The following is a 24,512-nucleotide window of genomic DNA, read 5'->3' on the forward strand; positions in this document are numbered from 1 at the left end:
GCTCAGACATCCCCGGTAGCTTACTGAAGTAAGTCACCGGGATGATGTGGTGTGAAAAATGACGGGTAATTAAAGGGTAACGCCGCTTTTGAATATAGCCAGTTCGCGGAAATCATTACGTTCGTTACAGGTCTGCTTGCCGTTAGCAAACGCCACAATGGTATCGACAAACTCTTCCAGTAATTGCGGCATCGCTTTACCGTGAATCAGTTGCCCGGCATCAAAGTCGATCCAGTGTTTTTTCCTGGTCGCCAGCTCGCTGTTGGTGGCAATTTTCACCGTGGGAACAAAACCGCCGTAGGGCGTGCCACGGCCGGTGCTGAACAGCACCATATGGCAGCCCGCCCCGGCCAGCGCACTGGTTGCCACCGCGTCGTTACCCGGAGCACTCAGCAGGTTAAGACCGCGAACTTTCAGGCGCTCGCCGTAACGTAGCACGTCAACTACCTGACTGGATCCCGCTTTCTGCGTACAGCCCAGCGACTTATCTTCCAGCGTTGTAATACCGCCCGCTTTGTTGCCCGGCGATGGATTCTCATAAATCGGCTGGTTGTGGGCGATAAAGTACTGTTTGAAATCATTGACCATCGTTACCAGCTTGCCGAAAGTTTCTTCGTCACGACAGTGGCTCATCAGCAGTCGCTCAGCACCGAACATTTCCGGTACTTCAGTCAGTACCGTGGTCCCACCGTTGGCAACCAGATAATCCGAGAAGCGGCCCAGCATCGGGTTAGCGGTAATACCGGACAGACCATCAGAACCGCCGCACTCAAGGCCAAATTTCAGTTCGCTTAGTTTTCCCGGTTCACGCCTGTCGTGACGCATTACGTTGTACAACTGGTGGAGATGTTCTATTCCCGCTTCCACTTCGTCATCCTGGTGCTGGCAGACCATAAAATGGACGCGCTCAGGATCGATGTCGCCGAGCGTTTCTCGGAAAGCATCAACCTGATTGTTCTCGCAACCCAGGCCAATCACCAGCACGGCCCCGGCATTCGGGTGACGCACCATATTTTGCAACATGGTTCGGGTGTTGATGTGATCGTCGCCCAACTGTGAACAGCCGTAGGTATGGCTGAAAAGAAAGACGCCGTCTGTGCCTTCAGCCTGATTCGTTTCCTGCAAAAAACGGTTTTGGATCTGGCGCGCAATACCATTGACGCAGCCGACGGTCGGCAGGATCCACAGCTCATTACGCACCCCGACTTCACCGTTAGCGCGACGATAAATTTGCACCGCGCGATCCGCAGGCTGCGCCGCTGGCGCAATCAGATCCGGTTGATAACTATACGCGTCAAGATCGCTTAAGTTAGTGCGCGTATTGTGGAAGTGGATATGTTCCCCCGGCACAATATCCGCCAGCGCATGTCCTATCGGCAGACCATATTTAATGACGTTATTTCCCTTCGCAATGCCGTGTAGCGCAAACTTATGCCCGCGTGCAACATCCTGCATCAACGTGACCGTATCGCCGTCAATGGTGACTACCGTGCCTGCCGCCATATCCGCCAGCGCTACCGCGACGTTATCTTGCGAATGGATTTTAATGTATTGCATATCAACCGACCTCTGGCCTTAGTTCAATTCAATAGCGAAGTAGTCACGCGCATTGTTAAAGCAAATGTTTTTCACCATCTCGCCCAACAGTTGAATATCCTCAGGGGCTTCACCCGCGCTCACCCAACGGCCAATCATCTGGCACAGGATGCGACGGAAGTATTCATGGCGAGTATAGGAGAGGAAGCTACGGCTATCGGTCAGCATACCGATAAAACGGCTCAGCAGACCAAGCTGCGCCAGTTGGGTCATCTGACGTTCCATGCCGTCTTTCTGATCGTTGAACCACCAGCCGGAACCAAACTGCATCTTGCCCGGCATACCTTCGCCCTGGAAGTTGCCAGTCATGGTGCCCAACACTTCGTTGTCGCGCGGATTCAGGCAGTAGAGGATGGTTTTCGGCAGCAGGTTTTCTTCGTTCTGTTTACTGAGCAGTTTGGATAACTCTTCCGCCATCGGGCGGTCGTTGATGGAGTCAAAACCAACATCCGGCCCTAACAGTTTGAACTGACGCAGGTTGTTGTTGCGCAGCGCGCCAATATGATACTGCTGCACCCAGCCGCGACGAGCGTATTCCGCGCCGAGGAAAACCAGAACGGCGGTTTTGAACTGAGCCACTTCATGCTCGCTCAGGGTTTCTCCCCCCAGGCGACGTGCCAGAATGCTATCCAGCTGGCTTTCGTTGGCTTCAGCAAACAGCACCACATCCAGCGCATGGTCAGAAACTTTGCACCCATGAGCGGCGAAATGATCCAGACGTTTAGTCAACGCGGTTTGCAGGTCGGCAAAGCGGCGAATGTCGGTATCCGACACGGCGCCCAGTTTCGCCATGTAGTCGTTGAACGTCGCCTGTTCAATGTTGAAGGCTTTGTCCGGACGCCAGCTCGGCAGCACTTTCACCGGGAAGTCGCGCTCTTTGGCAATAGCAGCGTGATACGCCAGTGAATCGATCGGATCGTCAGTAGTGCCGACCATTTTCACGTTCATCTGCTGCATGATGCCACGGGCGGAAAAGCGATCCTGCGCCAGCAGCTCGTTGCACTGCGCCCAAATTTCATCGGCGGTTGCCGGAGAAAGGAGTTTACCTGTAATACCAAAAGGACGGCGTAATTCAAGATGCGTCCAGTGGTATAACGGGTTGCCAATAGTATGTGGTACGGTGGCCGCCCAGGCGTCAAATTTCTCGCGGTCAGAGGCATCACCCGTACATAAACGCTCGGCCACGCCGTTAGTTCGCATAGCGCGCCATTTATAATGATCGCCTTTCAGCCAGATATCATACAGATTTTTGAAGCGGTAATTGTCAGCAATCTGCTGTGGCGGCAGGTGGCAGTGATAGTCGAAAATCGGCTGATCTTTAGCGTAATCGTGGTACAGACGGCGGGAAAACTCGGTATCAAGCAGAAAATCCTCGGTCATAAACGGTGTCATTTTCGTGTCCTCTTCACCCTTCAGCGGGAGCCCATCAGATGATTGACTGTCATGCCGATAAAGTTATCACACCAATTCGCGCAAGCCGAAGTATTTTTCGTGAGTTAGATCAATAAACGTCGACAAAAAAACCGCCGCTATTAATGTAAACGCCCCTCCAGCGCGCGCCAAATCTGGGCTTCATCGCAGAAAATCATATCCACACAAACTTTCCTCCTTTTGTGACGTCACTCAACTTTTCAAGTTGTATGACAAGTTATCTTGCTCCCGTCGAAACTTATATACCAATGGAATGCATTACCGATGAATTATCACGTCGGATTAACCGGTATGGACACCGAATCAGACACAACAGTTGATGGCAAGGTTCGGACCATATGAGGTTTCCTCTCCTGAACCCTCCGTTTCACCTTCTGCGCTTCAATGACAGAGCCGGAAGATAGCCGCATATGCTGCGGATATATAATAAAACGATGAGGTTTTACATGCGTAAAATTAAAGGGTTACGTTGGTATATGATCGGACTGGTGACACTAGGCACTGTTCTGGGGTACCTGACGCGTAACACGGTGGCGGCAGCCGCACCAACGATAATGGAAGAGTTGCATATCTCCACACAACAATATTCCTATATCATCGCAGCCTATTCCGCTGCTTACACCGTTATGCAACCTGTTGCCGGTTATATCCTTGATATTCTGGGCACCAAAGTCGGTTATGCCTTCTTTGCTGTCACATGGGCGCTCTTCTGTGGTTCTACGGCGCTGGCGGGGAGCTGGGGGGGCCTTGCGCTGGCCCGCGGTGCGGTCGGCGCCGCTGAAGCCGCGATGATCCCCGCCGGTTTGAAGGCCAGTTCTGAATGGTTCCCGGCAAAAGAACGTTCTATTGCCGTTGGCTACTTCAACGTGGGCTCCTCTATTGGCGCGATGATTGCTCCCCCGCTGGTGGTATGGGCTATCGTGATGCACAGCTGGCAAATGGCATTTATCATTTCCGGCGTTCTGAGCTTCATCTGGGCAATGGCGTGGTTAATTTTCTACAAACACCCGCGCGATCAGAAAAAATTAACAGAAGAAGAACGCAACTACATTATTAGTGGCCAGGAATCTCAGCACCAGACCAACAACGGCAAGAAAATGTCGCCGTGGCAAATTCTGCGTAACCGCCAGTTCTGGGGTATTGCTTTGCCGCGTTTTCTTGCGGAACCCGCATGGGGAACGTTCAACGCCTGGATCCCGCTGTTCATGTTTAAAGTCTACGGCTTTAACCTGAAAGAGATTGCCATGTTCGCCTGGATGCCAATGCTGTTCGCGGATCTCGGTTGTATCGTCGGTGGTTATCTGCCGCCGCTGTTCCAGCGCTGGTTTGGCGTGAATCTGATTGTTTCCCGCAAAATGGTGGTGACCATGGGTGCGCTACTGATGATCGGCCCAGGGACGATTGGTTTATTTACAAGCCCGTACGTAGCTATCGCTCTGCTGTGCGTCGGGGGCTTCGCTCACCAGGCGCTGTCCGGCGCGCTGATCACCCTCTCTTCCGACGTATTTGGTCGTAACGAAGTGGCAACGGCAAACGGGATGACCGGGATGGCTGCATGGCTGGCAAGCACCCTCTTTGCTCTGGTGGTCGGTGCGCTGGCGGATACCATCGGCTTCAGCCCGCTGTTCGCCGTGCTGGCGGTATTCGATCTGCTGGGCGCCGTGGTGATCTGGACGGTGCTGAAAAATAAATCGGCGGATGATAACGCTACGCCGGTAAACGCCACCAACCCGGCAACACAAAGCTAGCCGTCTCCGCTCATTGTCATACGAAAGCCGCCCTGGTTAAGGCGGCTTTTTCGTCTCTTCTTGTGGTGGCTGGCGTGTAAAAGTGGTATAACAAATCCAATATTGTCGCCATTTCCCGGGAGCGAATATGGAATTCACTGAATCACGTCGTTTGTATCAGCAGCTTGCCGCGGAGCTGAAGACGCGTATTGAGCAAGGTGTTTACCTTGTGGGCGATAAACTCCCTGCTGAGCGGTTTATTGCTGACGAAAAAAGCGTGAGTCGCACCGTCGTTCGCGAAGCGATCATTATGCTGGAAGTCGAAGGCTACGTTGAAGTTCGCAAAGGCTCTGGCATCCACGTTATTTCCAACCATCCGAAGCATCAGCAAATTCCCGATGAATCCCTGGAGTTCGCCAGCTACGGTCCCTTCGAGCTATTGCAGGCCCGCCAGCTGATAGAAAGCAATATTGCCGAATTCGCAGCGACGCAGGTGACCAAGCAGGACATTATGAAGCTGATGGAAATCCAGGAAAACGCGCGCAAAGAGAAATGCTTCCGCGATTCGGAATGGGATCTGCAGTTTCACGTACAGGTCGCGCTGGCGACGCAAAACAGCGCGTTAGCCGCCATCGTTGAAAAAATGTGGACTCAACGGGTGCATAATCCGTACTGGAAAAAGTTGCATGATCATATCGATCTGCGCACCGTTGATAACTGGTGCGACGATCATGACCAAATTCTTAAGGCGCTGATTCGTAAAGATCCGCATGCGGCAAAACTGGCCATGTGGCAGCATCTGGAAAACACTAAACAGATGTTGTTCAACGAAACCAGCGATGATTTTGAATTCAATGCCGATCGCTATCTGTTTGCCGAAAATCCGGTCGTTCATCTCGATACCGCCGCCAACGGCACAAAATAGACCGTTTTCTTCTCCCCGGGCAGTAACGCCGCCGCTGCCCGCCCCCCCGCAGGGTAAGCAAAGCATATATAATGTCAGCCTGTGTAAATACACTCGCCTCCCTTCTCCACAATCAGCACAATCAGAATGCAACAAACTGCAATTTCTATGACGTAAAGACGGTGGGTTTGTTACAATTAGATGCACTTTGTCGTTCTGAGAGTTTGCTTTGGCTTGCTCCACTTTTAAACAGGGACCCGTTCAGAGCGCAGTAGCGGCCATAATCCAATAAAAAACAATGTCGCCATCTAAACACCGCGTTCAGACGTGCCGTTAACCGATGTACCAGGAACCATGAATGGAACTATTAACCCAATTATTGAATGCGTTATGGGCTCAGGATTACGAAACGCTTGCGAATCCATCCATGATTGGCATGCTGTATTTTGTCTTATTTATGATTTTGTTCCTTGAGAACGGTTTGTTGCCCGCCGCTTTTTTGCCCGGTGACAGCCTGTTAGTGCTGGTTGGCGTCCTGATCGCGAAAGGCGCGATGGGTTTTCCTGAAACGTTATTATTACTCACCGCGGCGGCCAGTCTCGGCTGCTGGCTAAGTTATATTCAGGGCCGTTGGCTCGGCAATACGCGCATCGTACAAAACTGGCTTTCTCATCTTCCGTCACATTACCACCAGCGCGCCCACCATCTGTTTCATAAACACGGGCTTTCCGCGCTGCTGATTGGTCGCTTTATTGCTTTCGTCCGTACGCTGCTGCCGACCATCGCCGGGCTTTCTGGTCTGAGCAGCGCCCGTTTCCAGTTTTTTAACTGGATGAGCGCGCTGTTGTGGGTGCTGATTCTTAGCTCTCTGGGCTACCTGCTGGGAAAAACGCCCGTATTCCTGAAATATGAAGATCAGCTGATGTCCTGCCTGATGCTGCTGCCTGTCGCGCTGCTGGTATTTGGCCTGATAGGCTCGCTGATTGTCCTGTGGAAGAAAAAATACAGAAGCCGGAGCTAACAATGGCGATAACACGATCCTCTCTGCGTCAGACAGGCTGGGTGCTGGGCGGCTCGCTACTCCTGTGCGGTTTATTCTGGCTCTGGATCGCCATGCAACAGCAGGAATCCACCCTGGCTATCCGCCCCATCAATCACGGTGTCAGCATGCCGGACGGCTTTTCCGTCTGGCACCATCTCGACGCCAACGGCATCCGCTTTAAAAGCATTACCCCGCAGAAAGATGGTCTGATCATCAAATTTGATTCCAGCGCTCAGGGCGCGGCGGCAAAAGAAGTGCTGGGCCGCGCCCTGCCGCACGGCTATGTTATCGCTTTACAGGAAGACGATAACTCACCGATCGCGTGGATTGCCCGTCTGCGCGACACCCCGCACAGGTTCGGGTAATCAACGAAAATTCCGAATATTTTCACCCTGTTTGGTGATTTCCCGGTTTACTTACTATGCTTACGTTACGGGAGTCATCGGGCTCTCATTTATCAACTGGATCGGGTATATCCTCAGGTATGCCCTCACACAATGGAAGGTAATATCCATGAAACACCGCGTCGCGTTGATTCTGGTTCTGACGTCACTGAGTGCCAGCGCCTTTGCCATCTCCCCTTGTCAGGAAAAAGAGCAGGATATCCAGCGGGAGATTAGCTACGCAGAAAAACATCATAATCAGAACCGTATTGATGGCCTGAAACGGGCGCTTAGCGAAGTCAGGGCAAACTGTAGCGACAGCAAGCTCAAAGCTGAACATCAACGCAAAATTGCCAAACAACAAGCGGAGATAGCCGAACGGCAGAACGATCTGCGCGAAGCCAAACAGAAAGGCGATGCTGACAAAATCAACAAGCGCCAACGTAAACTTGATGAAGCGCAGCGTGAATTGAAAACGCTGCAATCTCGTGAGTATTAATCTATCGCGCAACCCCATATGGACCACTTTAACAGGAGATAAACATGGCTAAAGATAACGTTGCAGAAGACCTGCGTGCGGAACTGAAGACGCTGGCGGATACCCTGGAAGAAGTGCTGAACTCCTCCGCGTATAAGTCGAAGGAAGAGATTGGTAAATTGCGCAGTAAAGCCGAAAGCGTGCTGAAAGAAAGCCGCGTTCGCATGGGCGAAACCGGCGACGCCATCGTAAAACAAACGCGCGAAACCGCCGCCCGCGCGGATGAATACGTTCGTGAAAACCCGTGGACCGGCGTGGGAATTGGCGCAGCCGTCGGGCTGGTGCTGGGTGTTCTGTTGACACGCCGCTAATTATGGCGAATTCTCAACACACGCAAGGGCCGGGGCAAAGCATTTTCGGCATCGGGCAACGGATCGTTACGCTGTTGGTTGAAATGGTGGAAACGCGCCTTCGCCTGGTGGTCGTGGAGCTGGAAGAGGAAAAAGCCAATCTCTTTCAGCTGTTTCTGATGCTCGGGCTGACCCTGCTGTTTGCCGCGTTCGGCCTGATGAGCCTGTTAGTCCTTATTATCTGGGCTGTCGATGCCCAGTATCGGCTGAACGTGATGATCGCCACCACCGTGACGCTGTTGCTGGCGGCGATTATCGGCGGCATCTGGACGTTACGTAAGGCCCGACGTTCAACATTTCTGCGTCTTACGCGTCAGGAACTGGCTAACGACCGGGCGTTGCTGGAGGACGATAAGTCATGAGCCGCGGCCAACAGGAACGTGAAAGGCAAAAAGCGCGCCTGCTGCGCGAAATCCAACAGCAGCGGCTGGATCTCAACGCCAGCCGCCGGCGCTGGCTGGAAGCGACCGCGCCGATAGACCGCGGCTGGCATACTTTGCTTAACCTGCGTTCATGGGCAATGGTCGGCAGCGGCCTCTTCGCCGTATGGTCAGTGCGTCATCCACGTTTTTTGCTGCGCTGGGCGAAACGCGGCGTGGGTCTCTGGAGCACCTGGCGCATGGCCCGACGGCTGCTGCCTCAGCGCTCATCTCACTGAGGCCGAATTGCGTGGGCAGGTGCACCTTCCGGGTATGACCGACCTGTCTGCCTTGTCTGGGCCTGCAGGCAATCGCGGATTGCGCAGGCCAGCTCTTCTGTTAGTCTCAGGCATATCAGAACCACATCTCAGTTAACCTTCTACGGCCACCGCTATACAACCTGCTATATCGGTTCAGTCATTCATTATCTTTTTCAATTGTTACTCAGAATCTTTGAAAAAGATCTACAGTTTTCCTTGCTAACAATTCCCTCTCAGCCTCGCTAATATTCTCTCCATCGACAGCAACCCCGCGTCATACGCTGGATTGCGCTAAAAACAAAATCGCCGCCCTTTGGGTTTTCTGGAGTAGAAAATGAAAAAATTAGAAGATGTTGGTGTACTGGTAGCGCGCATTCTGATGCCCATTCTGTTTATCACCGCAGGTTGGGGAAAAATCACCGGTTATGCGGGTACTCAACAATATATGGAAGCCATGGGCGTGCCCGGATTCATGTTGCCACTGGTTATTCTGCTTGAGCTTGGCGGTGGTCTGGCTATTCTGTTCGGTTTCCTGACCCGTACTACCGCGCTGTTCACCGCGGGCTTCTCTCTGCTGGCCGCATTCCTGTTCCACAGCAACTTTGCTGAAGGCATGAACTCGCTGATGTTCATGAAAAACCTGACCATCGCAGGCGGCTACCTGCTGCTGGCTATCACCGGCCCGGGCGCATTTAGTCTCGACCGGGTGCTGAATAAAAAGTGGTAAGCTCACTATACTGATACAAAAGCGAGGGGAGATCTCCTCGCTTTTACTATCTGAAGGAGGAGATGATGGGACAATTAATTGACGGCGTCTGGCACGATACCTGGTATGACACCCAATCCACCGGAGGGCGTTTTAAACGTTCTGTTTCCGCGTTTCGCCACTGGATAACCGCCGATGGTACGCCTGGCCCGGGCGGCGAGGGAGGATTCGCAGCAGAAAAAGACCGCTATCATCTGTACGTTTCTCTTGCCTGTCCCTGGGCCCATCGCACTTTAATTTTTCGCAAGATAAAGGGACTGGAACCTTTTATTCCCGTTTCAGTGGTCAATCCCTTAATGTTCGAAAACGGCTGGACCTTTGACGACAGTTTCCCGGCCGCCACGGGCGACACGCTCTATCAGCACGAGTTTCTTTATCAACTGTATCTGCATGCCGATCCGCACTACAGCGGACGCGTCACGGTGCCGGTATTATGGGATAAAAAACAGCAAACCATCGTCAGTAATGAGTCGGCGGAAATCATCCGCATGTTTAATACCGCCTTCGACGCACTGGGCGCCAGGGCCGGCGATTACTACCCGCCAGAACTGCGTGAACAAATTGATGAACTGAATGGCTGGATTTACAACAATGTCAACAACGGCGTCTATAAAGCCGGATTCGCCACCAGCCAGCAGGCCTATGATGAGGCGGTCGAGGCGGTATTTAGCGCCCTGGAACGCCTGGAACAAATCCTGGGTCAACATCGCTTCCTGACCGGTAATCAATTGACGGAAGCGGATATTCGCCTGTGGACCACGCTGGTTCGTTTCGATCCTGTATATGTGACCCACTTTAAATGCGACAAGCGCCGCATCAGCGATTATCTCAACCTTTATGGCTTCCTGCGCGATATCTACCAGATACCGGGCATCGCTGAAACAGTGAACTTTGCCCATATCCGCAACCACTACTACCGTAGCCATAAGACCATTAATCCAACCGGAATTATCTCCGTCGGCCCACATCAGGATCTTAACGAACCGCACGGCCGCGATCTTCGCTTTCGCTAAGAGATTGGGTGCCGTTTCAGGCACCCAACAATTCACATCATAAATATTTACCTGTATTTCATTCACGTCTATTCTTATTAAGATCGCTTTAAAAACAAGTGATTGATGATTAATTGAGGCATAAAAATGGACTGGTACCTTAAAGTCATAAAAAATTATATTGGATTTAGCGGCCGCGCCCGACGCAAAGAGTACTGGATGTTTATTCTGATCAACATCATCCTGACCGTCGTACTCAGCATGATTGATAAAATGCTCGGCTGGCAGCGTGCGGGCGATGAAGGCATTCTGACGACCATTTATGGCGTGCTGGTATTTTTACCCTGGTGGGCAGTACAGTTTCGTCGTCTGCATGACACCGACCGATCGGCATGGTGGCTGTTATTGCTGCTGATACCCGTGATCGGCTGGCTGGTGATCATTATTTTCAATTGTCAGAACGGCACTCCCGGCAATAACCGTTTTGGGCCGGATCCAAAACTGATCTCTGACTAAACAATGTGCCCCTCGTCAAAAAGGGACACATTGTGTTTTATCTACCCATAAACAGCTTCGGGATCTCCCGCAGGCACCATGACTTCGCTTCACCCATGCTGTCGCGACGCCAGGCCATAATAATATCGATCTCGTTGCTGTATTCCGGGCTGACCACCCGTAAGCGTCCTTCGGCAATATCCTGCTCAACCAGCGGATACGGCATCGTGGCGACGCCTAAACCTGCCAGCAGCGCCTGGCGTTTATCTTCAATCGTACTTACCGTTAGTCGCGGCTGTTTGTCGAGCAGTTGCACCGTCAGCACCGGGCGTTCACGGGCGGTATCGGCCACCGCGATGCCGCGATACTTCACGCGGGTCACTTCAGAAAGCGGCTCCGGCTCATGGTGAATCGGATGATCTGGCGCGGCGACATAGACGTTCATCACCGAATAGAGTTTGCGGGAGTTGATTTCCGACGATGAGCGAAAATGCATATCCGGGGCGACGACAATATCCGCCCGCCCCTGTTCAAGACGCTCCCAGGCACCGGCCAGCACTTCGGTAATAATCGATAACTGAGTGTTGGATTTGGTCGCCAGCTTTTCAATTAGCGGAAACAGGTCGGTGGTGGGCACCAGCGCTTCGGTAACAATGGTCAGATGCGTTTCCCAACCGCGCGACAACGCCTCAGCGTCAGTCGTCAGCTTATCTGCCGCTTCAAGCAAAATACGCCCGCGCTCCAGCAGCATTCGGCCAACGTTGGTGAACTTTGTTCGATGGCCTGAGCGGTCAAATAATACGACATCAAGTTCCTCTTCCAGCTTTTGCATGGTATAGCTCAGCGCTGAGGGCACACGACCAAGCTCATCGGCCGCCGCGGCAAAACTTCCGCGGCGATCAATCGCATCCATTACGCGTAACGCCTCCAGCGTTAATGCTCTCTCTTTCGCCATCACAGTCTCATTCAGGAAATTTGAACATACCGGGCAGAATATCTGGCTAACAATACAGCGTCCATACCTTTACCATTGATTTAGTGTAAAGAGAGGTCAAGAAAATGATTACAACCCGAACAGCCAAACAGTGCGGTCAAGCAGACTTCGGCTGGCTGCAGGCCCGCTATACCTTTTCCTTTGGCCACTACTTCGACCCCAAATTGTTAGGTTACGCATCGTTACGCGTGCTTAACCAGGAAGTCCTGGCCCCCGGTGCCTCATTCCAGCCACGCACCTACCCGAAAGTCGATATTCTGAACCTGATTCTGGAAGGTGAAGCAGAGTATCGCGACAGCGACGGCAACCATATCCAGGCAAAAGCCGGCGAGGCGCTACTACTCTCGACGCAAGCCGGCGTCAGCTATAGCGAACACAACCTGAGCAAAGAGACGTCACTGACGCGAATGCAGCTGTGGCTGGACGCCTGTCCGCAGCACGAAAATCCGCTGGTGCAAAAAGTCGCTATCGCCGCCGGAACGCGGCAGCTGCTGGCTTCGCCAGACGGTAGCCAGAATAGTCTCCAGTTGCGCCAGCAGGTATGGATTCACCATATCAACCTGACGAAAGGTGAACAGCTCAATGTACAGCTTCACGGCCCGCGAGCCTACCTGCAGTCGATTCACGGGACGGTACACGCGCTTGCGCATGAAGAAGAGAAACAGTCCCTGACCTGCGGTGATGGTGCATTTATTCGTGATGAAGCTAACATTACCCTTGTCGCCGATACCCCGCTGCGCGCTTTGCTGATAGATTTACCCGTATAATAACGGCAGCAAGGGAGTTTGCCTGTGAGCAAGAAGAAAGCGAAAAAAACGGTGATACCGGCGCAACAACCTCAACCGGAAGACAAGATCGCAGTCAATTTTGGTTATGAAGAGATGTTAAGTGAACTGGAAGCGATCGTTGCGGAAGCTGAGATCCGGCTCCAGGATGAAGAAAGCGTAGCCTGATCCCCACCATGGCCCCTTCCGGGGCCGATGGTCAACTCACTGAATTCCTGGAATGAAATCTTTATCCCCTAAATAATTCACGTTGCAGGGCAATAATGGCAAGTGAACTCGCCCTGATGAACCAGACGCTTAACTGAATTGCCTCATTTGATGGGCCTTTTTCGCAGATCATGCGGTGCGACCAGCCTCATACCCATATTCCCCCTCCCACAACCCGCACATTCCCACGATTTCTGAACAGCGCTTATCATGCCGCCCCGGAAATCAGCAACTCTCATGGATTGATCAAGCCAACTGTAGTATCGGTATGTACCCTGCACCCCACGGATATCACGATGTTCGTCTTTTCCCTGGCGCCTTACGCGCCGAATAAAGCGTGAGATTGTCTATCGATTAACCACTTGATTGATCGTTTTTTACGATCAATAATTAATTTTCAATTAAATTAATCGATCGGTCTAATGTGGCATTCAGGCGTCAGTCCGGGAGCTGAAAAATTAAAGTGGGCAGCCATTCATGTTTAAAATCATGTTATTGATGCTTCTTACATGCGGAATCCCTGCCTGTGCTGATGCGACAGAGAACATTAGCCCGGAAAAGATACAGTCTGAGATTCGCTACGTTGGTTACGAATGCGACAAAGTAGACGATATCAGGCCCTCTTTCTCTGGCAATGAGATTACCGTAACTTGCGACAAAGTATATAAATTCCTTATCAGATATGAACGAGGCGGCGCCACAGTTGATGTCATCAGCTGAAATTCCCGCCTCAGACGGACTCATTCATCCTTCAACGTGCTGTAAACTGACTAGCAGAAAAACGGACAACCGATAAAACAAGAATCGACACAATCAGACTGTGTGCGGGGGAATGTGACAACCGTTGGCGTATCCCATTTGTATCTGAGATACACCAACGTATTGTTTTTAAAGAAGTTGAAGCTGACCGTTAAGCCGGGTTCTGTCGTGGACAGTCATTCATCTAGGCCAGCAATCGCTCACTGGCTCAAGCAGCCTACCCGGGTTCAGTACGGGCCGTACCTTATGAACCCCTATTTGGCCTTGCTCCGGGTGGAGTTTACCGTGCCGCGAACTGTTACCAGACGCGCGGTGCGCTCTTACCGCACCCTTTCACCCTTACCTGATCCTGCTTACGCAGGCCATCGGCGGTTTGCTCTCTGTTGCACTGGTCGTGGGCTTACGCCCCCCAGGCGTTACCTGGCACCCTGCCCTATGGAGCCCGGACTTTCCTCCCCTCCGCCTGTCTCCTCCGAAGAGGACGACGACGAAGCGGCGACTGTCTGGTCAGCTTCGGCGCGCAGTATAGAGGGTTTACCGCCGATTGTCATCCTTCCGTCGCCATCCCGACCTGCAATGTCGCCGCAATATTACGCGACGCATGATAAATGTTATCCGCCGCGCCGCGAAATGCCTCTTCCAGAGTCGTTACGCAAGTCAACACGCTAAATACCGCGTCAATACCATGTTGATGAACCACGCCGACATCGCGAGTCAGACTACCGGCGATGCCGATCACCGGTTTACGATACTTTTTCGCTACGCTCGCAACGCCAACCGGGACTTTACCGTGAATGCTCTGGCTATCCAGTCGGCCTTCTCCGGTGACCACCAGCGAACAATCGAGAATATGTTCTTCCAGATTCAACGCCTGGGTCACGATTTCGATCCCACTGCGCAATTCAGCGTTGAGAAATGCCATTAGCGCCGCGCCCATACCGCCTGCGGCGCCTGCGCCGGCAACCTGCTTAACGTCAACGTGTAAATCAGTTTTGATCACGTCAGCATAATGCTCAAGATTGCGATCCAGTTCGCGGATCATCGCCTCAGTAGCCCCTTTTTGTGGACCAAATATCCGTGAAGCACCGTTGTCGCCGAGCAGCGGATTAGTCACGTCACAAGCCACACGGATAGTACAATCATGCAGGCGCGCATCAAGAGCGGAAATATCGATCGAACTGAGGTTATACAGACAACCGCCGCCGTTGCCGATCTCCGCACCATCGGCATCGCAAAGACGTGCGCCCAGCGCCTGCATCATCCCCGCGCCGCCGTCATTGGTGGCGCTGCCGCCAATACCAATGATGATGTTTTTCGCCCCATGATCCAGCGCGTGTAAAATCAGTTCGCCAGTACCGCGCGATGTGGTCAACAACGGATTGCGCTGTGCAGGCGGCACCAGCCCCAACCCGCTGGCCGCCGCCATCTCAATAAATGCCGTTTTGCCATCACCGGAAAGCCCCCAACTGGCATCAACCGGTACGCCCAGCGGCCCCGTCACACAAACGCTCATCCGGGTTCCCTGCGTCGCGGCAATCATCGCCTCAACGGTACCTTCTCCACCATCGGCGAGCGGGACTTTCACGTAGAGCGCATCGGGGAATATTTCCCGAAAACCTTTTTCTATAGCCTGGGCAACCTCGGTGGCCGAGAGGCTTTCTTTATAAGAGTCTGGGGCGATTACGATTTTCATAGTTATGTAGCCTGACAGTGCCGCGCAAGGCAAGAATGACAGGGCGCATATCCGCGCCCTTCTTGTTAACGTGTGACTTCCACTTTCGCCAGTTTTTCGTAGTAACATGCAAGAGCACTATGGTCGGCAGTCCCCAGACCGTCGGCGCGCAGCGCCTGCATCATTTCCATTACCGCCGCCGTCAACGGCAGCTGTGCGCCCACGCCGTGGGAAGTGTCCAGCGCATTTGCCAGATCTTTGATATGCAGATCGATACGGAAACCCGGTTTGAAGTTACGATCCATCACCATTGGCGCTTTTGCATCCAGCACAGTACTTCCAGCCAGCCCGCCGCGGATTGCCTGATACACCAGATCCGGGTTAACACCGGCTTTGGTCGCCAGGGTCAGTGCTTCAGACATCGCGGCAATATTGAGCGCCACAATGACCTGATTGGCCAGCTTAGTCACGTTACCCGCCCCGATATCACCGGTATGTACCACTGAACCTGCCATTGCTTTCATCAGATCATAATATTTGTCAAAAATCGCTTTATCGCCGCCGACCATTACCGACAGGGTTCCATCAATGGCTTTCGGTTCACCGCCGCTGACCGGCGCGTCCAGCATATCCACGCCTTTTACTTTCAGCGCATCGCTGATTTCACGGCTGGCCAGCGGAGCGATGGAACTCATGTCGATCAGAACAGTTCCCGGCTTCGCACCTTCAATGATGCCGCCTTCACCCAACGCGACCTCTTTCACATGCGGAGAGTTCGGCAACATGGTGATGATCACCTCACACTGTTCGGCGATCTCTTTCGCCGAAGTGGCCTTTTCAGCGCCTGCGGCGACCACTTCTGCAACCGCTTCCGGGTTACGGTCAGTAACCACCAACGAGTAACCTGCCTTGAGGAGGTTTTTACTCATTGGTTTACCCATGATACCGAGGCCAATAAAACCAACTTTCACTGTCATGTCTTTATCTCTCTAGTTTCGGTGGTGGTTATACCCTTCACCTTTCAAGCAGCCTCTTCGTTGGCGGCCTTTGCTCATCCCAGTCTTACTCATGTGAGATCCTGGGGATTGGCTTAGTTGCCGCCTTGATGCAGCTCGAAATTTATTGGGCATTATTTCTTAAAGGAATCAGCCAGTTTTTGCGTAGCAGAACGGAATACCCCCAGGTCGCTGCCGACGGCGACAAAGGTCGCCCCCCATTCCAGATAGCGACGCGCATCCGCTTCTACAGGCGCCAGAATACCGCTCGGCTTACCGTGCTTTTTGGCGCTCGCAAAGATGTACTGGATAGCTTTCTGCACTTCCGGGTGAGATGCGTTGCCAAGATGGCCTAAGGAGGCAGCCAGATCGCTTGGACCGACAAAAATACCGTCAACGCCTTCCGTGGCCGCAATCGCCTCGACGTTATCTACGCCCTGCTGACTTTCGATTTGCACCAGGATGGTGATATTTTTGTTGGACTGGGCGAAATAATCCGCTACGGTGCCAAACATATTGGCGCGGTGCGACACGGAAACCCCGCGAATGCCTTCTGGGGGATAACGTGTTGATGCTACAGCATTAACCGCTTCTTTTTCAGTCTCCACAAATGGGATCAGGAAGTTATAGAAGCCGATATCCAGCAGGCGCTTAATGATCACCGGCTCATTGGTTGGCACACGCACTACCGGTGCGCTGGCGCTCCCTTTCAGCGCCATCAGTTGCGGGATAAAGGTGGAAATATCGTTCGGCGCATGTTCACCGTCCAGCACCAGCCAGTCGAAACCCGCGAGGCCTAGAACTTCAGTGCTAATAGGGCTGGCCAGCGCTGACCAGCAGCCAATCTGAACCTGATGAGCCGCCAGGGCCGCCTTAAATTTATTCGGGAAGATATCGTTTTTCATTACTTATACCTTGTCACTTAGCCGTGAGTTATTTCTGCAGTTCCATACGTTTGATGTCGCCGACGACGAACAGATAGCAAATCATCGCCATCAGAGCCGAGCACCCAACGAAGACCAGGGCTGCATTGAATGAATGCAGTTCGCTCACCAGGTAACCAATCACCAGCGGCGTTACGATGGAAGCGACATTACCAAATACATTGAATACACCGCCGCACAGGCCAACAATCTCTTTCGGCGCGGTATCGGAAATCACCGACCAGCCCAGTGCGCCAAAACCTTTACCGAAAAAGGCCAATGCCATCAGCATCACCACCAGCGTGGTATTATTGGTGTAGTTGCACAGAATGATGGTCGATGCGAGCAGCATTCCGAGAACAATCGGCAGTTTGCGCGCCACCGTGATTGAAAGGCCGCGTTTAATCAGAGAGTCCGAAAACACGCCGCCCAGAACGCCGCCGGCAAAACCGCACAGCGCCGGAATCGAGGCCATCAGACCCACTTTCAGAATCGACATCCCCTTTTCCTGCACCAGATAAATCGGGAACCAGGTCAGGAAAAACCAGGTAATGGTATTGATAAAATATTGGCCGAAGAACACGCCAAGCATCATGCGATTAGTCAACAGCTGTTTGATATAGTTAAGTTTAGGACCCCTGGCCGCTGTACTGCCCGGCTTTTTATGGTCCATATCGACCACCGCGCCGTTCGCGGAGATAAACGTCAACTCTTCTTTGCTCATACGCGGATGGTCGGTCGGGTTATGAATCAGTTTGATCCACACGCCGGTCAGAATAAAACCAATCACCCCCATCACGGTAAAAACGTGTTCCCAGCCCCAGGCGAAGGTCAGCCAGCCCAGGAGAGGAGAAAACAGCGCGAGAGAGAAATACTGTGCGGAATTAAAGATAGCTGATGCTGTACCACGCTCTTTGGTCGGGAACCAGGCTGCCACAATACGGGCATTAGCCGGGAAAGAAGGTGCTTCCGAGAAGCCCAGCATGAATCGCATGAAGAACATCGAAATCCCGGCCCAGGCCAGCGGGAACATATCCACAAAGCCTTGCAGGAAAGTAAACAACGACCAGAAAAACAGACTGCATGAGTAGACTTTCTTCGAGCCAAATTTATCGAGCAACCAGCCGCCGGGGATCTGCATCAGCAAATAGGCCCAGCCGAATGCGGAGAAAATATAACCTATTGATACCGCATTCAACTGCAAATCTTTCGCCACTGCCGAACCGGCGATAGAGAGTGTTGCGCGGTCGGCATAGTTAACAGCGGTAACAATAAAAATGAGTAGCAAAATTAAATATCGGGTTGGCACACCTTTTTTGTGTTCTATTTCTTTCTGTTCTATTTCTTCTTTATGTTCTATCGTTACATCCAGACTCATTTTATACTCCTCAGGTACGACACACCCTCTATTTATTTAGGTACGCTTTTAGTTATTCAGAAACCAATATCAGATAGTGTCGATATACTCATCCGGCGCATAGCAAGTAAGATTTAGTATAATCAGCTCACGGCCATTGAGCACTGTGCATATAAACCATAAATAATGTATAAAAATCATTATTAATGTGCATATGCCACAAACAGTGGGCGCTGATGCACAATTCCAGTGATTTCTCTCCTGGGTACGTCCTCTCCCGCCCGATGGGTGATTTAGATCACATTTTTAAATCTGAACACCTGACATTCTTTATTTCACAAAGCTGCACATCATGAATTGAATAACTTATTTTTTATTATTCGCACCTTTCCTGGAGAATACTGGACAATGGCTGACGTTGAAATTAAACAACAATCACCGGCGGCGTTTTATATAAAAGTGCACGAAACAGATAACGTGGCAATTATTGTTAACGATCGGGGTTTAAAAGCCGGTACGCGTTTTCCTGACGGGCTCACGCTCGTCGAACATATTCCACAAGGCCACAAAGTCGCTCTGAGTGATATTCCCGAGCACGGAGAAATTATTCGCTATGGAGAAGTAATTGGCTATGCTGTACGCGATATCCCACAGGGCAGTTGGATTGATGAATCGCTGGTCGAACTGCCAAAAGCACCACCGCTGCATACCTTGCCCCTGGCCACCAAAGTCCCTGCGCCTCTGCCGCCGCTGGAAGGTTATACCTTCGAAGGGTATCGTAATGCCGACGGTAGCGTCGGAACCAAAAATCTGCTCGGGATTAGCACCAGCGTACACTGCGTGGCAGGCGTTGTGGATTATGTGGTTAAAATTATCGGACGTGACCTTCTGCCGAAATACCCTAATGTCGATGGTGTCGTGGGTCTGAACCACCTCTATGGCTGCGGCGTAGCAATTAATGCCCCGGCCGCCGTTGTGCCAATCCGCACGATTCATAACCTTGCGCTTAACCCGAATTTTGGCGGCGAAGTGATGGTTATCGGTCTCGGCTGCGAAAAACTTCAGCCGGAACGCCTGTTAAAAGGCACCGATGATGTGAAAAGCATTCCTGTGGACAGCGCCAGCATCGTCAGTCTGCAGGATGAGAAACACGTCGGTTTTAAATCAATGGTTGAGGACATTCTGCAGGTCGCCGAGCGTCATCTGCAGAAACTGAATCAGCGTCAGCGCGAAACCTGCCCGGCGTCCGAACTGGTCGTCGGTATGCAGTGCGGCGGCAGCGATGCATTTTCTGGCGTAACCGCCAACCCGGCTGTGGGCTACGCGTCCGATCTGCTCGTCCGCTGCGGGGCGACGGTCATGTTCTCAGAGGTAACCGAAGTGCGCGATGCAATCCATCTTCTGACACCGCGCGCCATCAACGAAGAGGTGGGTAAACGCCTGCTGGAAGAGATGGCCTGGTACGATGACTATCTCGATATGGGCAAAACCGATCGCAGCGCCAACCCCTCCCCCGGTAACAAAAAAGGCGGCCTGGCAAACGTGGTGGAGAAAGCGCTGGGGTCCATCGCCAAATCCGGGAAGAGCGCAATTGTTGAGGTGCTCTCCCCAGGACAGCGGCCAACTAAACGCGGCCTGATTTACGCCGCTACGCCAGCCAGCGACTTTGTCTGTGGCACCCAGCAAGTGGCTTCCGGGATCACCGTGCAGGTCTTTACCACCGGCCGCGGTACGCCCTATGGCCTGGCGGCAGTGCCGGTCATTAAAATGGCGACACGTACCGAACTGGCGAATCGCTGGTATGATTTAATGGATATCAACGCCGGAACTATCGCCACCGGTGAAGAGACGATCGAAGAGGTGGGGCTGAAGCTGTTCGAGTTTATTCTTGATGTCGCCAGCGGCCGCAAGAAGACCTTCTCGGATCAATGGGGATTGCACAACCAGCTGTCAGTGTTTAACCCGGCGCCGGTGACGTAATTAATATCAGATCGTCATAATGCCGACCGGGGATGTATGGCCATCCCCGGTTTATACCTCTGCATCGACACCGCAGAAGCGAGGCTGAAAGCCAGGTAACACGCAGTGAAATGCATGCCGGATAAGCTCAGGCAAAAGGCTACGCGGTACCAGCCTTCAACATCCATAATGCCGAAACGATCCAGGCGATCCTTGAAGTATGCAGCGAAATGCAATTGCCGGGACACCCGGCACCTTTAAGCATATTGCCCTAGAAAAGATCTACGCGTTATGTAGCGCCTATTCCGCCAGTTTGCGGCTCGGCAAATAAAATTTTCGCGGACCAGAATTTAGGGTAAAAATCGTCTGAGTTCGCTGGTTTTGGTCAGAGGGCATCCCCTGACCAAACACCCCGGAAAAGATTATATCCGCGATTAACTCCGGCGGATAATAACAGGCGACGCCCGTTCTTACTCCCCCTGCTGCTCCAGCGCATACTTATACAACGCATTTTTCTTCACGCCATGAATCTCCGCAGCCAGCGCCGCAGCTTTTTTCAGCGGTAATTCAGCCTGCAGCAGCGCCAGCGTGCGCAAAGCCATCGCTGGCAACGCCTCTTCCTGCGCTTTAAAACCTTCGACGATCAGCACCATCTCGCCTTTGCGACGGTTTTCATCCTCTTTTACCCATGCCAGCAGCTCGCCAATCGGTGCGCCGTAGATAGATTCCCAGGTTTTCGTCAGCTCACGCGCCAGCACCACGTAGCGGGATTCGCCCAGCACCGTGCAGATATCTTCCAGACTCTCCAGAAGGCGGTGGGTTGACTCATAAAAGATAATTGTGCGCGGCTCTTCTTCCAGCGCCTTCAGCGTATCGCGGCGCCCTTTTGACTTTGCGGGCAAAAAACCTTCGTAGCAGAAACGATCCGAGGGCAGCCCCGCCGCACTCAACGCCGCGATGGCCGCGCAGGGGCCCGGCAGCGGCACCACGCGAATATTGGCCTCCCGACAGGTACGTACCAGATGATAACCGGGATCGTTAATCAGCGGCGTTCCGGCATCGGAAACCAGCGCGATGTTTTGCCCTTCTTTTAACTTTGCTACCAGCGTTTCAGCCTTTTGCTGCTCATTATGGTCATGAAGCGCAAATAAACGGGCGTTAATCGCAAAATGCTGCAACAGCATACCGGTATGGCGAGTGTCTTCCGCTGCAACTAAATCAACGGATTGCAACACTTCCAGCGCACGTTGCGTGATATCAGACAGATTTCCTATCGGAGTGGGCACAATATAGAGTTGCCCCTGAGAATTATCCGCTGATTCGTGTTGTTTCATTGTTTCGTCCGTATTGCCGAATTAATATTGAGCATTGAGCCAAAAAAATATCACTGGACACATATGGTACCGTCAACATTTCTTCGTTCTAAACCCGTGCGTTGTCTGCCCGTATTGCTGGCCGCTCTGATCTTTGCCGGCTGCGGCACCCATACCCCGGACCAAAGCACGGCGTATTTGCAGGGTACGACACAGGCAGACTCCAGTTACTACCTGGAACAGATGCAGCAAAGCTCGAATGATAGCAAGACCAACTGGCAATTACTCGCCATTCGTGCACTGCTTCAGGAAGGGAAGAAGGCGCAGGCTATAGACCTCTTCAATCAATTACCTTCCAGCCTCAACACGATCCAAAGCCGCGAACAATCTCTGCTGGCAGTTGAAGTGAAGCTGGCGCAGAACGATTTCCAGGGCGCGCAGGCGCTGCTGAATAAACTCTCCCCTGCGAGCCTTGAGCAAAATCAGCAGCCGCGCTACTGGCAGGCGCAAATTGACGCCAGCCAGGGGAAGCCATCGCTGAATCTGCTGCGGGCTTTGATTGCCCAACAGCCGTTGCTGGGCCAGGTCCAACAAAAACAGAAAAATATCGACGAGACCTGGAAGGCGCTCACCGCCATGACTCAGGAGCAGGCCAACGCGCTGGTGATCAACGCCGACGAGAACGTTCTGCAGGGCTGGCTGGATCTGCAGCATGTATGGTTTGACCACCGTAACGATCCAACAATGCTCAAAGCGGGTATTAAAGACTGGCAGATCCGTTACCCGCAGAACCCGGGCGCGAAAATGCTACCGACAGCACTGGTTCATATGGAAAATTACCAGGCCGCATCGACCAATAAAATCGCGCTGCTGCTGCCGCTCAACGGTCAGGCGGCGATTTTTGGCCGGACTATCCAGCAGGGCTTTGAAGCGGCGAAAAACGGCGTGCCTGCCGTCGCGGGAAGCGCTGTCCCCGTCCAGGTCGCCCAGGCGACGAATGTGGCTGATAGCGCAGTGGTAAGTCCGTCGCAGGCGGAAGTCACCGATCTCACCGCTACCAACAATGCCCCGGCCACGGCGCAAACATCCGCGCCAGTGACCGCGCCAACAACAGTGCAGGCTGCAACGCCAGAAACCACCAGCACTGACGTGGAAACCACCACCCCGTCGGCCGCGGTTCCACAGACTCAGGCGCTGGCCGCAGCCCCGGCCAACCCTTCCGCTGAACTGAAAATTTACGACACCACAACCCAGCCCATGAGTCAGTTGCTGGCTCAGGTGCAGCAGGACGGCGCAACGATCGTGGTGGGGCCGCTATTGAAAAATAACGTCGAAGAGGTCATCAAGAGCAATACCTCGCTGAACGTGCTGGCGCTCAATCAGCCGGAAAAAGTCGAAAGCCGCGCCAATCTCTGCTATTTCGCCCTCTCCCCGGAAGATGAAGCCCGCGATGCGGCGCATCACATTCACGATCAGGGCAAACAGACGCCGCTGCTCCTGGTCCCACGCGGCGCGCTTGGCGATCGCGTGGTTAACGCCTTTGCCAACGAGTGGCTCAAGCTAGGTGGCGGTACCGTGCTGCAACAGCGTCTGGGCTCAACCGCCGAGCTGCGCGCTAGCGTCAACAGCGGTATCTCGTTAAGCGGTACCCCGGTCTCCACCCTGCCATCAGCGCAGGATAGCGTGCAGCCAGGCCCAGGCGATGTGCCTGTCAGCAGCACAGGCAGCGTCGACGCCGCGTATATCCTGGCGACGCCGGAACAAATCGGATACATCAAGCCAATGATCGCCCTGCGTAACGGCAGCCAGAACGGCGTGACGCTGTACGCCAGTTCCCGTAGTGCCCAGGGAACCTTAGGGCCGGATTTCCGTCTGGAGATGGAAGGCCTGCAATACAGCGAGATCCCGATGCTGGCAGGCAGTAATCCGACGCTGCAACAGCAGGCGCTGGCCGCCGTACATAACGACTATTCGCTGGCGCGGCTGTATGCTATGGGCGCCGATGCCTGGTCGCTGGCCAACCATTTCTCGCAAATGCGTCAGGTTCCAGGTTTTGAGCTCCATGGTAATACCGGCGATCTTACGGCCACGCCGGAGTGCGTGATCAACAGGAAACTGTCATGGCTCAAATACCAGGGCGGGCAAATTGTCGCAGCCAACTAAGTAAGCAGACCGGTAATGCCCGGGAAATCCAGGCTCGCCGCTGGCTGGAGAGTCAGAGTCTGCGTTTTATCGCCGCTAACGTCCACGAGCATGGCGGTGAAATTGACCTCATCATGCGCGACGGGAGCGTCACTGTATTTGTGGAAGTGCGCTATCGTCGCAGCGCAAACTACGGCGATGCCGCCTCCAGCGTCACGCAACAAAAGCAACAAAGACTGCTCAAAGCCGCTCGTGGGTGGCTTTCCCGACATAATGGGAGTTTTGAGACTGTGGATTGCCGTTTCGATGTGGTAGCCTTCACCGGAGACGACATACAATGGCTAAAAAACGCCTTTGGCGAATAGCGTATCCCCAAAATAATTCGAGTTGCAGGACAAGGCACTTGTGCTTTGAACAGCGCTGGCGCTGGCCGGGTAACGCGGCAAGCGAGAAAGTCCCGATGAGCTTACTCAAATACGTGATTCGGGCGAACGAGCGTAGCC

The 24,512-nt window shown here is 53.0% G+C and carries 24 protein-coding genes, 1 other RNA gene and 1 pseudogene; 17 read left to right on the plus strand and 9 right to left on the minus strand.

Annotation, left to right across the window (positions count from 1 at the left end):
- Positions 1-69: 69 nt before the first annotated feature.
- Positions 70-1,557 (minus strand): UxaA family hydrolase, encoded by a 1,488-nt coding sequence (locus FN037_RS16440; protein WP_138362461.1) that lies wholly within the window; start codon positions 1,555-1,557, stop codon positions 70-72.
- An 18-nt stretch (positions 1,558-1,575) separates the two neighbouring features.
- A complete protein-coding gene (gene uxaC / locus FN037_RS16445; protein ID WP_142502728.1) occupies positions 1,576-2,988 on the minus strand; it encodes a glucuronate isomerase in 1,413 nt (470 codons plus the stop codon).
- Positions 2,989-3,473: 485 nt separating this feature from the next.
- On the opposite strand from uxaC, the gene FN037_RS16450 reads away from it, so the two are divergent.
- From FN037_RS16450 to FN037_RS16500, 11 genes are all read left to right on the plus strand, one after another.
- Complete coding sequence (locus tag FN037_RS16450) at positions 3,474-4,775, plus strand: MFS transporter (protein ID WP_142502729.1); 1,302 nt, start codon at positions 3,474-3,476, stop codon at positions 4,773-4,775.
- Positions 4,776-4,902: 127 nt separating this feature from the next.
- Positions 4,903-5,679, plus strand: a complete 777-nt coding sequence (gene exuR / locus FN037_RS16455) for a transcriptional regulator ExuR (protein ID WP_138362458.1) — start codon at positions 4,903-4,905, stop codon at positions 5,677-5,679.
- A gap of 337 nt (positions 5,680-6,016) precedes the next feature.
- Entirely contained in the window at positions 6,017-6,679 is a 663-nt protein-coding gene (gene yqjA, locus FN037_RS16460; RefSeq protein ID WP_138362457.1) for a DedA family general envelope maintenance protein YqjA, read from the plus strand.
- Positions 6,680-6,687: 8 nt separating this feature from the next.
- Positions 6,688-7,065, plus strand: a complete 378-nt coding sequence (mzrA, locus tag FN037_RS16465) for an EnvZ/OmpR regulon moderator MzrA (RefSeq protein ID WP_171034932.1) — start codon at positions 6,688-6,690, stop codon at positions 7,063-7,065.
- 148 nt (positions 7,066-7,213) lie between these two features.
- Positions 7,214-7,582: a DUF1090 domain-containing protein gene (locus FN037_RS16470; protein WP_138362455.1), complete on the plus strand. Its 369-nt coding sequence runs from the start codon at positions 7,214-7,216 to the stop codon at positions 7,580-7,582.
- 44 nt (positions 7,583-7,626) lie between these two features.
- A complete protein-coding gene (locus tag FN037_RS16475; RefSeq protein WP_142502730.1) occupies positions 7,627-7,932 on the plus strand; it encodes a YqjD family protein in 306 nt (101 codons plus the stop codon).
- 2 nt (positions 7,933-7,934) lie between these two features.
- Positions 7,935-8,333, plus strand: a complete 399-nt coding sequence (locus tag FN037_RS16480; protein WP_138362453.1) for a phage holin family protein — start codon at positions 7,935-7,937, stop codon at positions 8,331-8,333.
- Positions 8,330-8,629, plus strand: coding sequence for a YqjK-like family protein (locus tag FN037_RS16485; protein WP_138362452.1), 300 nt, complete (start codon positions 8,330-8,332; stop codon positions 8,627-8,629). The genes FN037_RS16480 and FN037_RS16485 overlap by 4 nt, the downstream gene beginning before the upstream one ends.
- A gap of 355 nt (positions 8,630-8,984) precedes the next feature.
- Positions 8,985-9,377, plus strand: coding sequence for a DoxX family protein (locus FN037_RS16490; RefSeq protein WP_138362451.1), 393 nt, complete (start codon positions 8,985-8,987; stop codon positions 9,375-9,377).
- Positions 9,378-9,442: 65 nt separating this feature from the next.
- Positions 9,443-10,429 carry a glutathione S-transferase family protein gene (locus FN037_RS16495; protein ID WP_138362569.1) on the plus strand — a complete coding sequence of 329 codons (987 nt, stop codon included), beginning with the start codon at positions 9,443-9,445 and terminating at the stop codon, positions 10,427-10,429.
- 126 nt (positions 10,430-10,555) lie between these two features.
- Positions 10,556-10,924 carry a DUF805 domain-containing protein gene (locus FN037_RS16500; RefSeq protein WP_138362450.1) on the plus strand — a complete coding sequence of 123 codons (369 nt, stop codon included), beginning with the start codon at positions 10,556-10,558 and terminating at the stop codon, positions 10,922-10,924.
- A gap of 37 nt (positions 10,925-10,961) precedes the next feature.
- On the opposite strand, the gene FN037_RS16505 is transcribed toward FN037_RS16500, so the two are convergent.
- Positions 10,962-11,858: a LysR family transcriptional regulator gene (locus tag FN037_RS16505; RefSeq protein WP_138362449.1), complete on the minus strand. Its 897-nt coding sequence runs from the start codon at positions 11,856-11,858 to the stop codon at positions 10,962-10,964.
- A gap of 104 nt (positions 11,859-11,962) precedes the next feature.
- On the opposite strand from FN037_RS16505, the gene FN037_RS16510 reads away from it, so the two are divergent.
- Both FN037_RS16510 and FN037_RS24400 read left to right on the plus strand, forming a co-directional pair.
- Positions 11,963-12,664, plus strand: a complete 702-nt coding sequence (locus tag FN037_RS16510) for a pirin family protein (RefSeq protein WP_138362448.1) — start codon at positions 11,963-11,965, stop codon at positions 12,662-12,664.
- Between the two features lie 24 nt (positions 12,665-12,688).
- Positions 12,689-12,850, plus strand: coding sequence for a hypothetical protein (locus FN037_RS24400; protein WP_185929277.1), 162 nt, complete (start codon positions 12,689-12,691; stop codon positions 12,848-12,850).
- Positions 12,851-13,784: 934 nt separating this feature from the next.
- Here the strand turns inward: FN037_RS24400 and rnpB are convergent.
- The 5 genes from rnpB to garP all read right to left on the minus strand — a co-directional run bounded on the left by rnpB (position 13,785) and on the right by garP (position 18,616).
- An RNA gene (gene rnpB / locus FN037_RS16515) (RNase P RNA component class A) lies at positions 13,785-14,163 on the minus strand.
- 32 nt (positions 14,164-14,195) lie between these two features.
- Positions 14,196-15,341, minus strand: a complete 1,146-nt coding sequence (gene garK, locus FN037_RS16520; RefSeq protein WP_142502731.1) for a glycerate 2-kinase — start codon at positions 15,339-15,341, stop codon at positions 14,196-14,198.
- Between the two features lie 65 nt (positions 15,342-15,406).
- Positions 15,407-16,297, minus strand: a complete 891-nt coding sequence (gene garR, locus FN037_RS16525) for a 2-hydroxy-3-oxopropionate reductase (RefSeq protein ID WP_142502732.1) — start codon at positions 16,295-16,297, stop codon at positions 15,407-15,409.
- Positions 16,298-16,449: 152 nt separating this feature from the next.
- Positions 16,450-17,220 (minus strand): 2-dehydro-3-deoxyglucarate aldolase, encoded by a 771-nt coding sequence (gene garL, locus FN037_RS16530; RefSeq protein WP_142502733.1) that lies wholly within the window; start codon positions 17,218-17,220, stop codon positions 16,450-16,452.
- A 28-nt stretch (positions 17,221-17,248) separates the two neighbouring features.
- Positions 17,249-18,616 (minus strand): galactarate/glucarate/glycerate transporter GarP, encoded by a 1,368-nt coding sequence (garP, locus tag FN037_RS16535; RefSeq protein WP_142502734.1) that lies wholly within the window; start codon positions 18,614-18,616, stop codon positions 17,249-17,251.
- Positions 18,617-19,003: 387 nt separating this feature from the next.
- On the opposite strand from garP, the gene garD reads away from it, so the two are divergent.
- The gene (gene garD, locus FN037_RS16540) at positions 19,004-20,575 is read left to right on the plus strand and encodes a galactarate dehydratase (protein WP_142502735.1); all 1,572 of its coding nucleotides are present in this window, start codon (positions 19,004-19,006) and stop codon (positions 20,573-20,575) included.
- Between the two features lie 125 nt (positions 20,576-20,700).
- Positions 20,701-20,876: pseudogene (locus FN037_RS16545) on the plus strand (class II fructose-bisphosphate aldolase); the annotation flags it as partial.
- A gap of 148 nt (positions 20,877-21,024) precedes the next feature.
- On the opposite strand, the gene rsmI reads toward FN037_RS16545, so the two are convergent.
- Entirely contained in the window at positions 21,025-21,888 is an 864-nt protein-coding gene (gene rsmI, locus FN037_RS16550; RefSeq protein WP_142502736.1) for a 16S rRNA (cytidine(1402)-2'-O)-methyltransferase, read from the minus strand.
- 63 nt (positions 21,889-21,951) lie between these two features.
- Here rsmI and FN037_RS16555 point away from each other — a divergent pair, with 63 nt between their 5' ends.
- Together FN037_RS16555 and FN037_RS16560 are read left to right on the plus strand one after the other, a co-directional pair.
- Positions 21,952-24,030 (plus strand): penicillin-binding protein activator, encoded by a 2,079-nt coding sequence (locus FN037_RS16555; protein ID WP_138362426.1) that lies wholly within the window; start codon positions 21,952-21,954, stop codon positions 24,028-24,030.
- A complete protein-coding gene (locus tag FN037_RS16560) occupies positions 23,988-24,374 on the plus strand; it encodes a YraN family protein (RefSeq protein WP_138362425.1) in 387 nt (128 codons plus the stop codon). Before FN037_RS16555 ends, FN037_RS16560 begins: the two co-directional genes overlap by 43 nt.
- Positions 24,375-24,512 lie beyond the last annotated feature (138 nt).

Source organism: Klebsiella sp. 2680 (genome assembly GCF_900198535.1).
GTDB classification, from domain to species: domain Bacteria; phylum Pseudomonadota; class Gammaproteobacteria; order Enterobacterales; family Enterobacteriaceae; genus Klebsiella; species Klebsiella indica.

Bases quoted from the DNA above. Each gene is read 5' to 3' on its own strand.
- FN037_RS16440 (WP_138362461.1), bottom strand. From the start codon at position 1,557: ATGCAATACATTAAAATCCATTCGCAAGATAACGTCGCGGTAGCGCTG.
- uxaC (WP_142502728.1), bottom strand. From the start codon at position 2,988: ATGACACCGTTTATGACCGAGGATTTTCTGCTTGATACCGAGTTTTCC.
- FN037_RS16450 (WP_142502729.1), top strand. From the start codon at position 3,474: ATGCGTAAAATTAAAGGGTTACGTTGGTATATGATCGGACTGGTGACA.
- exuR (WP_138362458.1), top strand. From the start codon at position 4,903: ATGGAATTCACTGAATCACGTCGTTTGTATCAGCAGCTTGCCGCGGAG.
- yqjA (WP_138362457.1), top strand. From the start codon at position 6,017: ATGGAACTATTAACCCAATTATTGAATGCGTTATGGGCTCAGGATTAC.
- FN037_RS16470 (WP_138362455.1), top strand. From the start codon at position 7,214: ATGAAACACCGCGTCGCGTTGATTCTGGTTCTGACGTCACTGAGTGCC.
- FN037_RS16475 (WP_142502730.1), top strand. From the start codon at position 7,627: ATGGCTAAAGATAACGTTGCAGAAGACCTGCGTGCGGAACTGAAGACG.
- FN037_RS16480 (WP_138362453.1), top strand. From the start codon at position 7,935: ATGGCGAATTCTCAACACACGCAAGGGCCGGGGCAAAGCATTTTCGGC.
- FN037_RS16485 (WP_138362452.1), top strand. From the start codon at position 8,330: ATGAGCCGCGGCCAACAGGAACGTGAAAGGCAAAAAGCGCGCCTGCTG.
- FN037_RS16490 (WP_138362451.1), top strand. From the start codon at position 8,985: ATGAAAAAATTAGAAGATGTTGGTGTACTGGTAGCGCGCATTCTGATG.
- FN037_RS16495 (WP_138362569.1), top strand. From the start codon at position 9,443: ATGGGACAATTAATTGACGGCGTCTGGCACGATACCTGGTATGACACC.
- FN037_RS16500 (WP_138362450.1), top strand. From the start codon at position 10,556: ATGGACTGGTACCTTAAAGTCATAAAAAATTATATTGGATTTAGCGGC.
- FN037_RS16505 (WP_138362449.1), bottom strand. From the start codon at position 11,858: ATGGCGAAAGAGAGAGCATTAACGCTGGAGGCGTTACGCGTAATGGAT.
- FN037_RS16510 (WP_138362448.1), top strand. From the start codon at position 11,963: ATGATTACAACCCGAACAGCCAAACAGTGCGGTCAAGCAGACTTCGGC.
- garK (WP_142502731.1), bottom strand. From the start codon at position 15,341: ATGAAAATCGTAATCGCCCCAGACTCTTATAAAGAAAGCCTCTCGGCC.
- garR (WP_142502732.1), bottom strand. From the start codon at position 16,297: ATGACAGTGAAAGTTGGTTTTATTGGCCTCGGTATCATGGGTAAACCA.
- garL (WP_142502733.1), bottom strand. From the start codon at position 17,220: ATGAAAAACGATATCTTCCCGAATAAATTTAAGGCGGCCCTGGCGGCT.
- garP (WP_142502734.1), bottom strand. From the start codon at position 18,616: ATGAGTCTGGATGTAACGATAGAACATAAAGAAGAAATAGAACAGAAA.
- garD (WP_142502735.1), top strand. From the start codon at position 19,004: ATGGCTGACGTTGAAATTAAACAACAATCACCGGCGGCGTTTTATATA.
- rsmI (WP_142502736.1), bottom strand. From the start codon at position 21,888: ATGAAACAACACGAATCAGCGGATAATTCTCAGGGGCAACTCTATATT.
- FN037_RS16555 (WP_138362426.1), top strand. From the start codon at position 21,952: ATGGTACCGTCAACATTTCTTCGTTCTAAACCCGTGCGTTGTCTGCCC.
- FN037_RS16560 (WP_138362425.1), top strand. From the start codon at position 23,988: ATGGCTCAAATACCAGGGCGGGCAAATTGTCGCAGCCAACTAAGTAAG.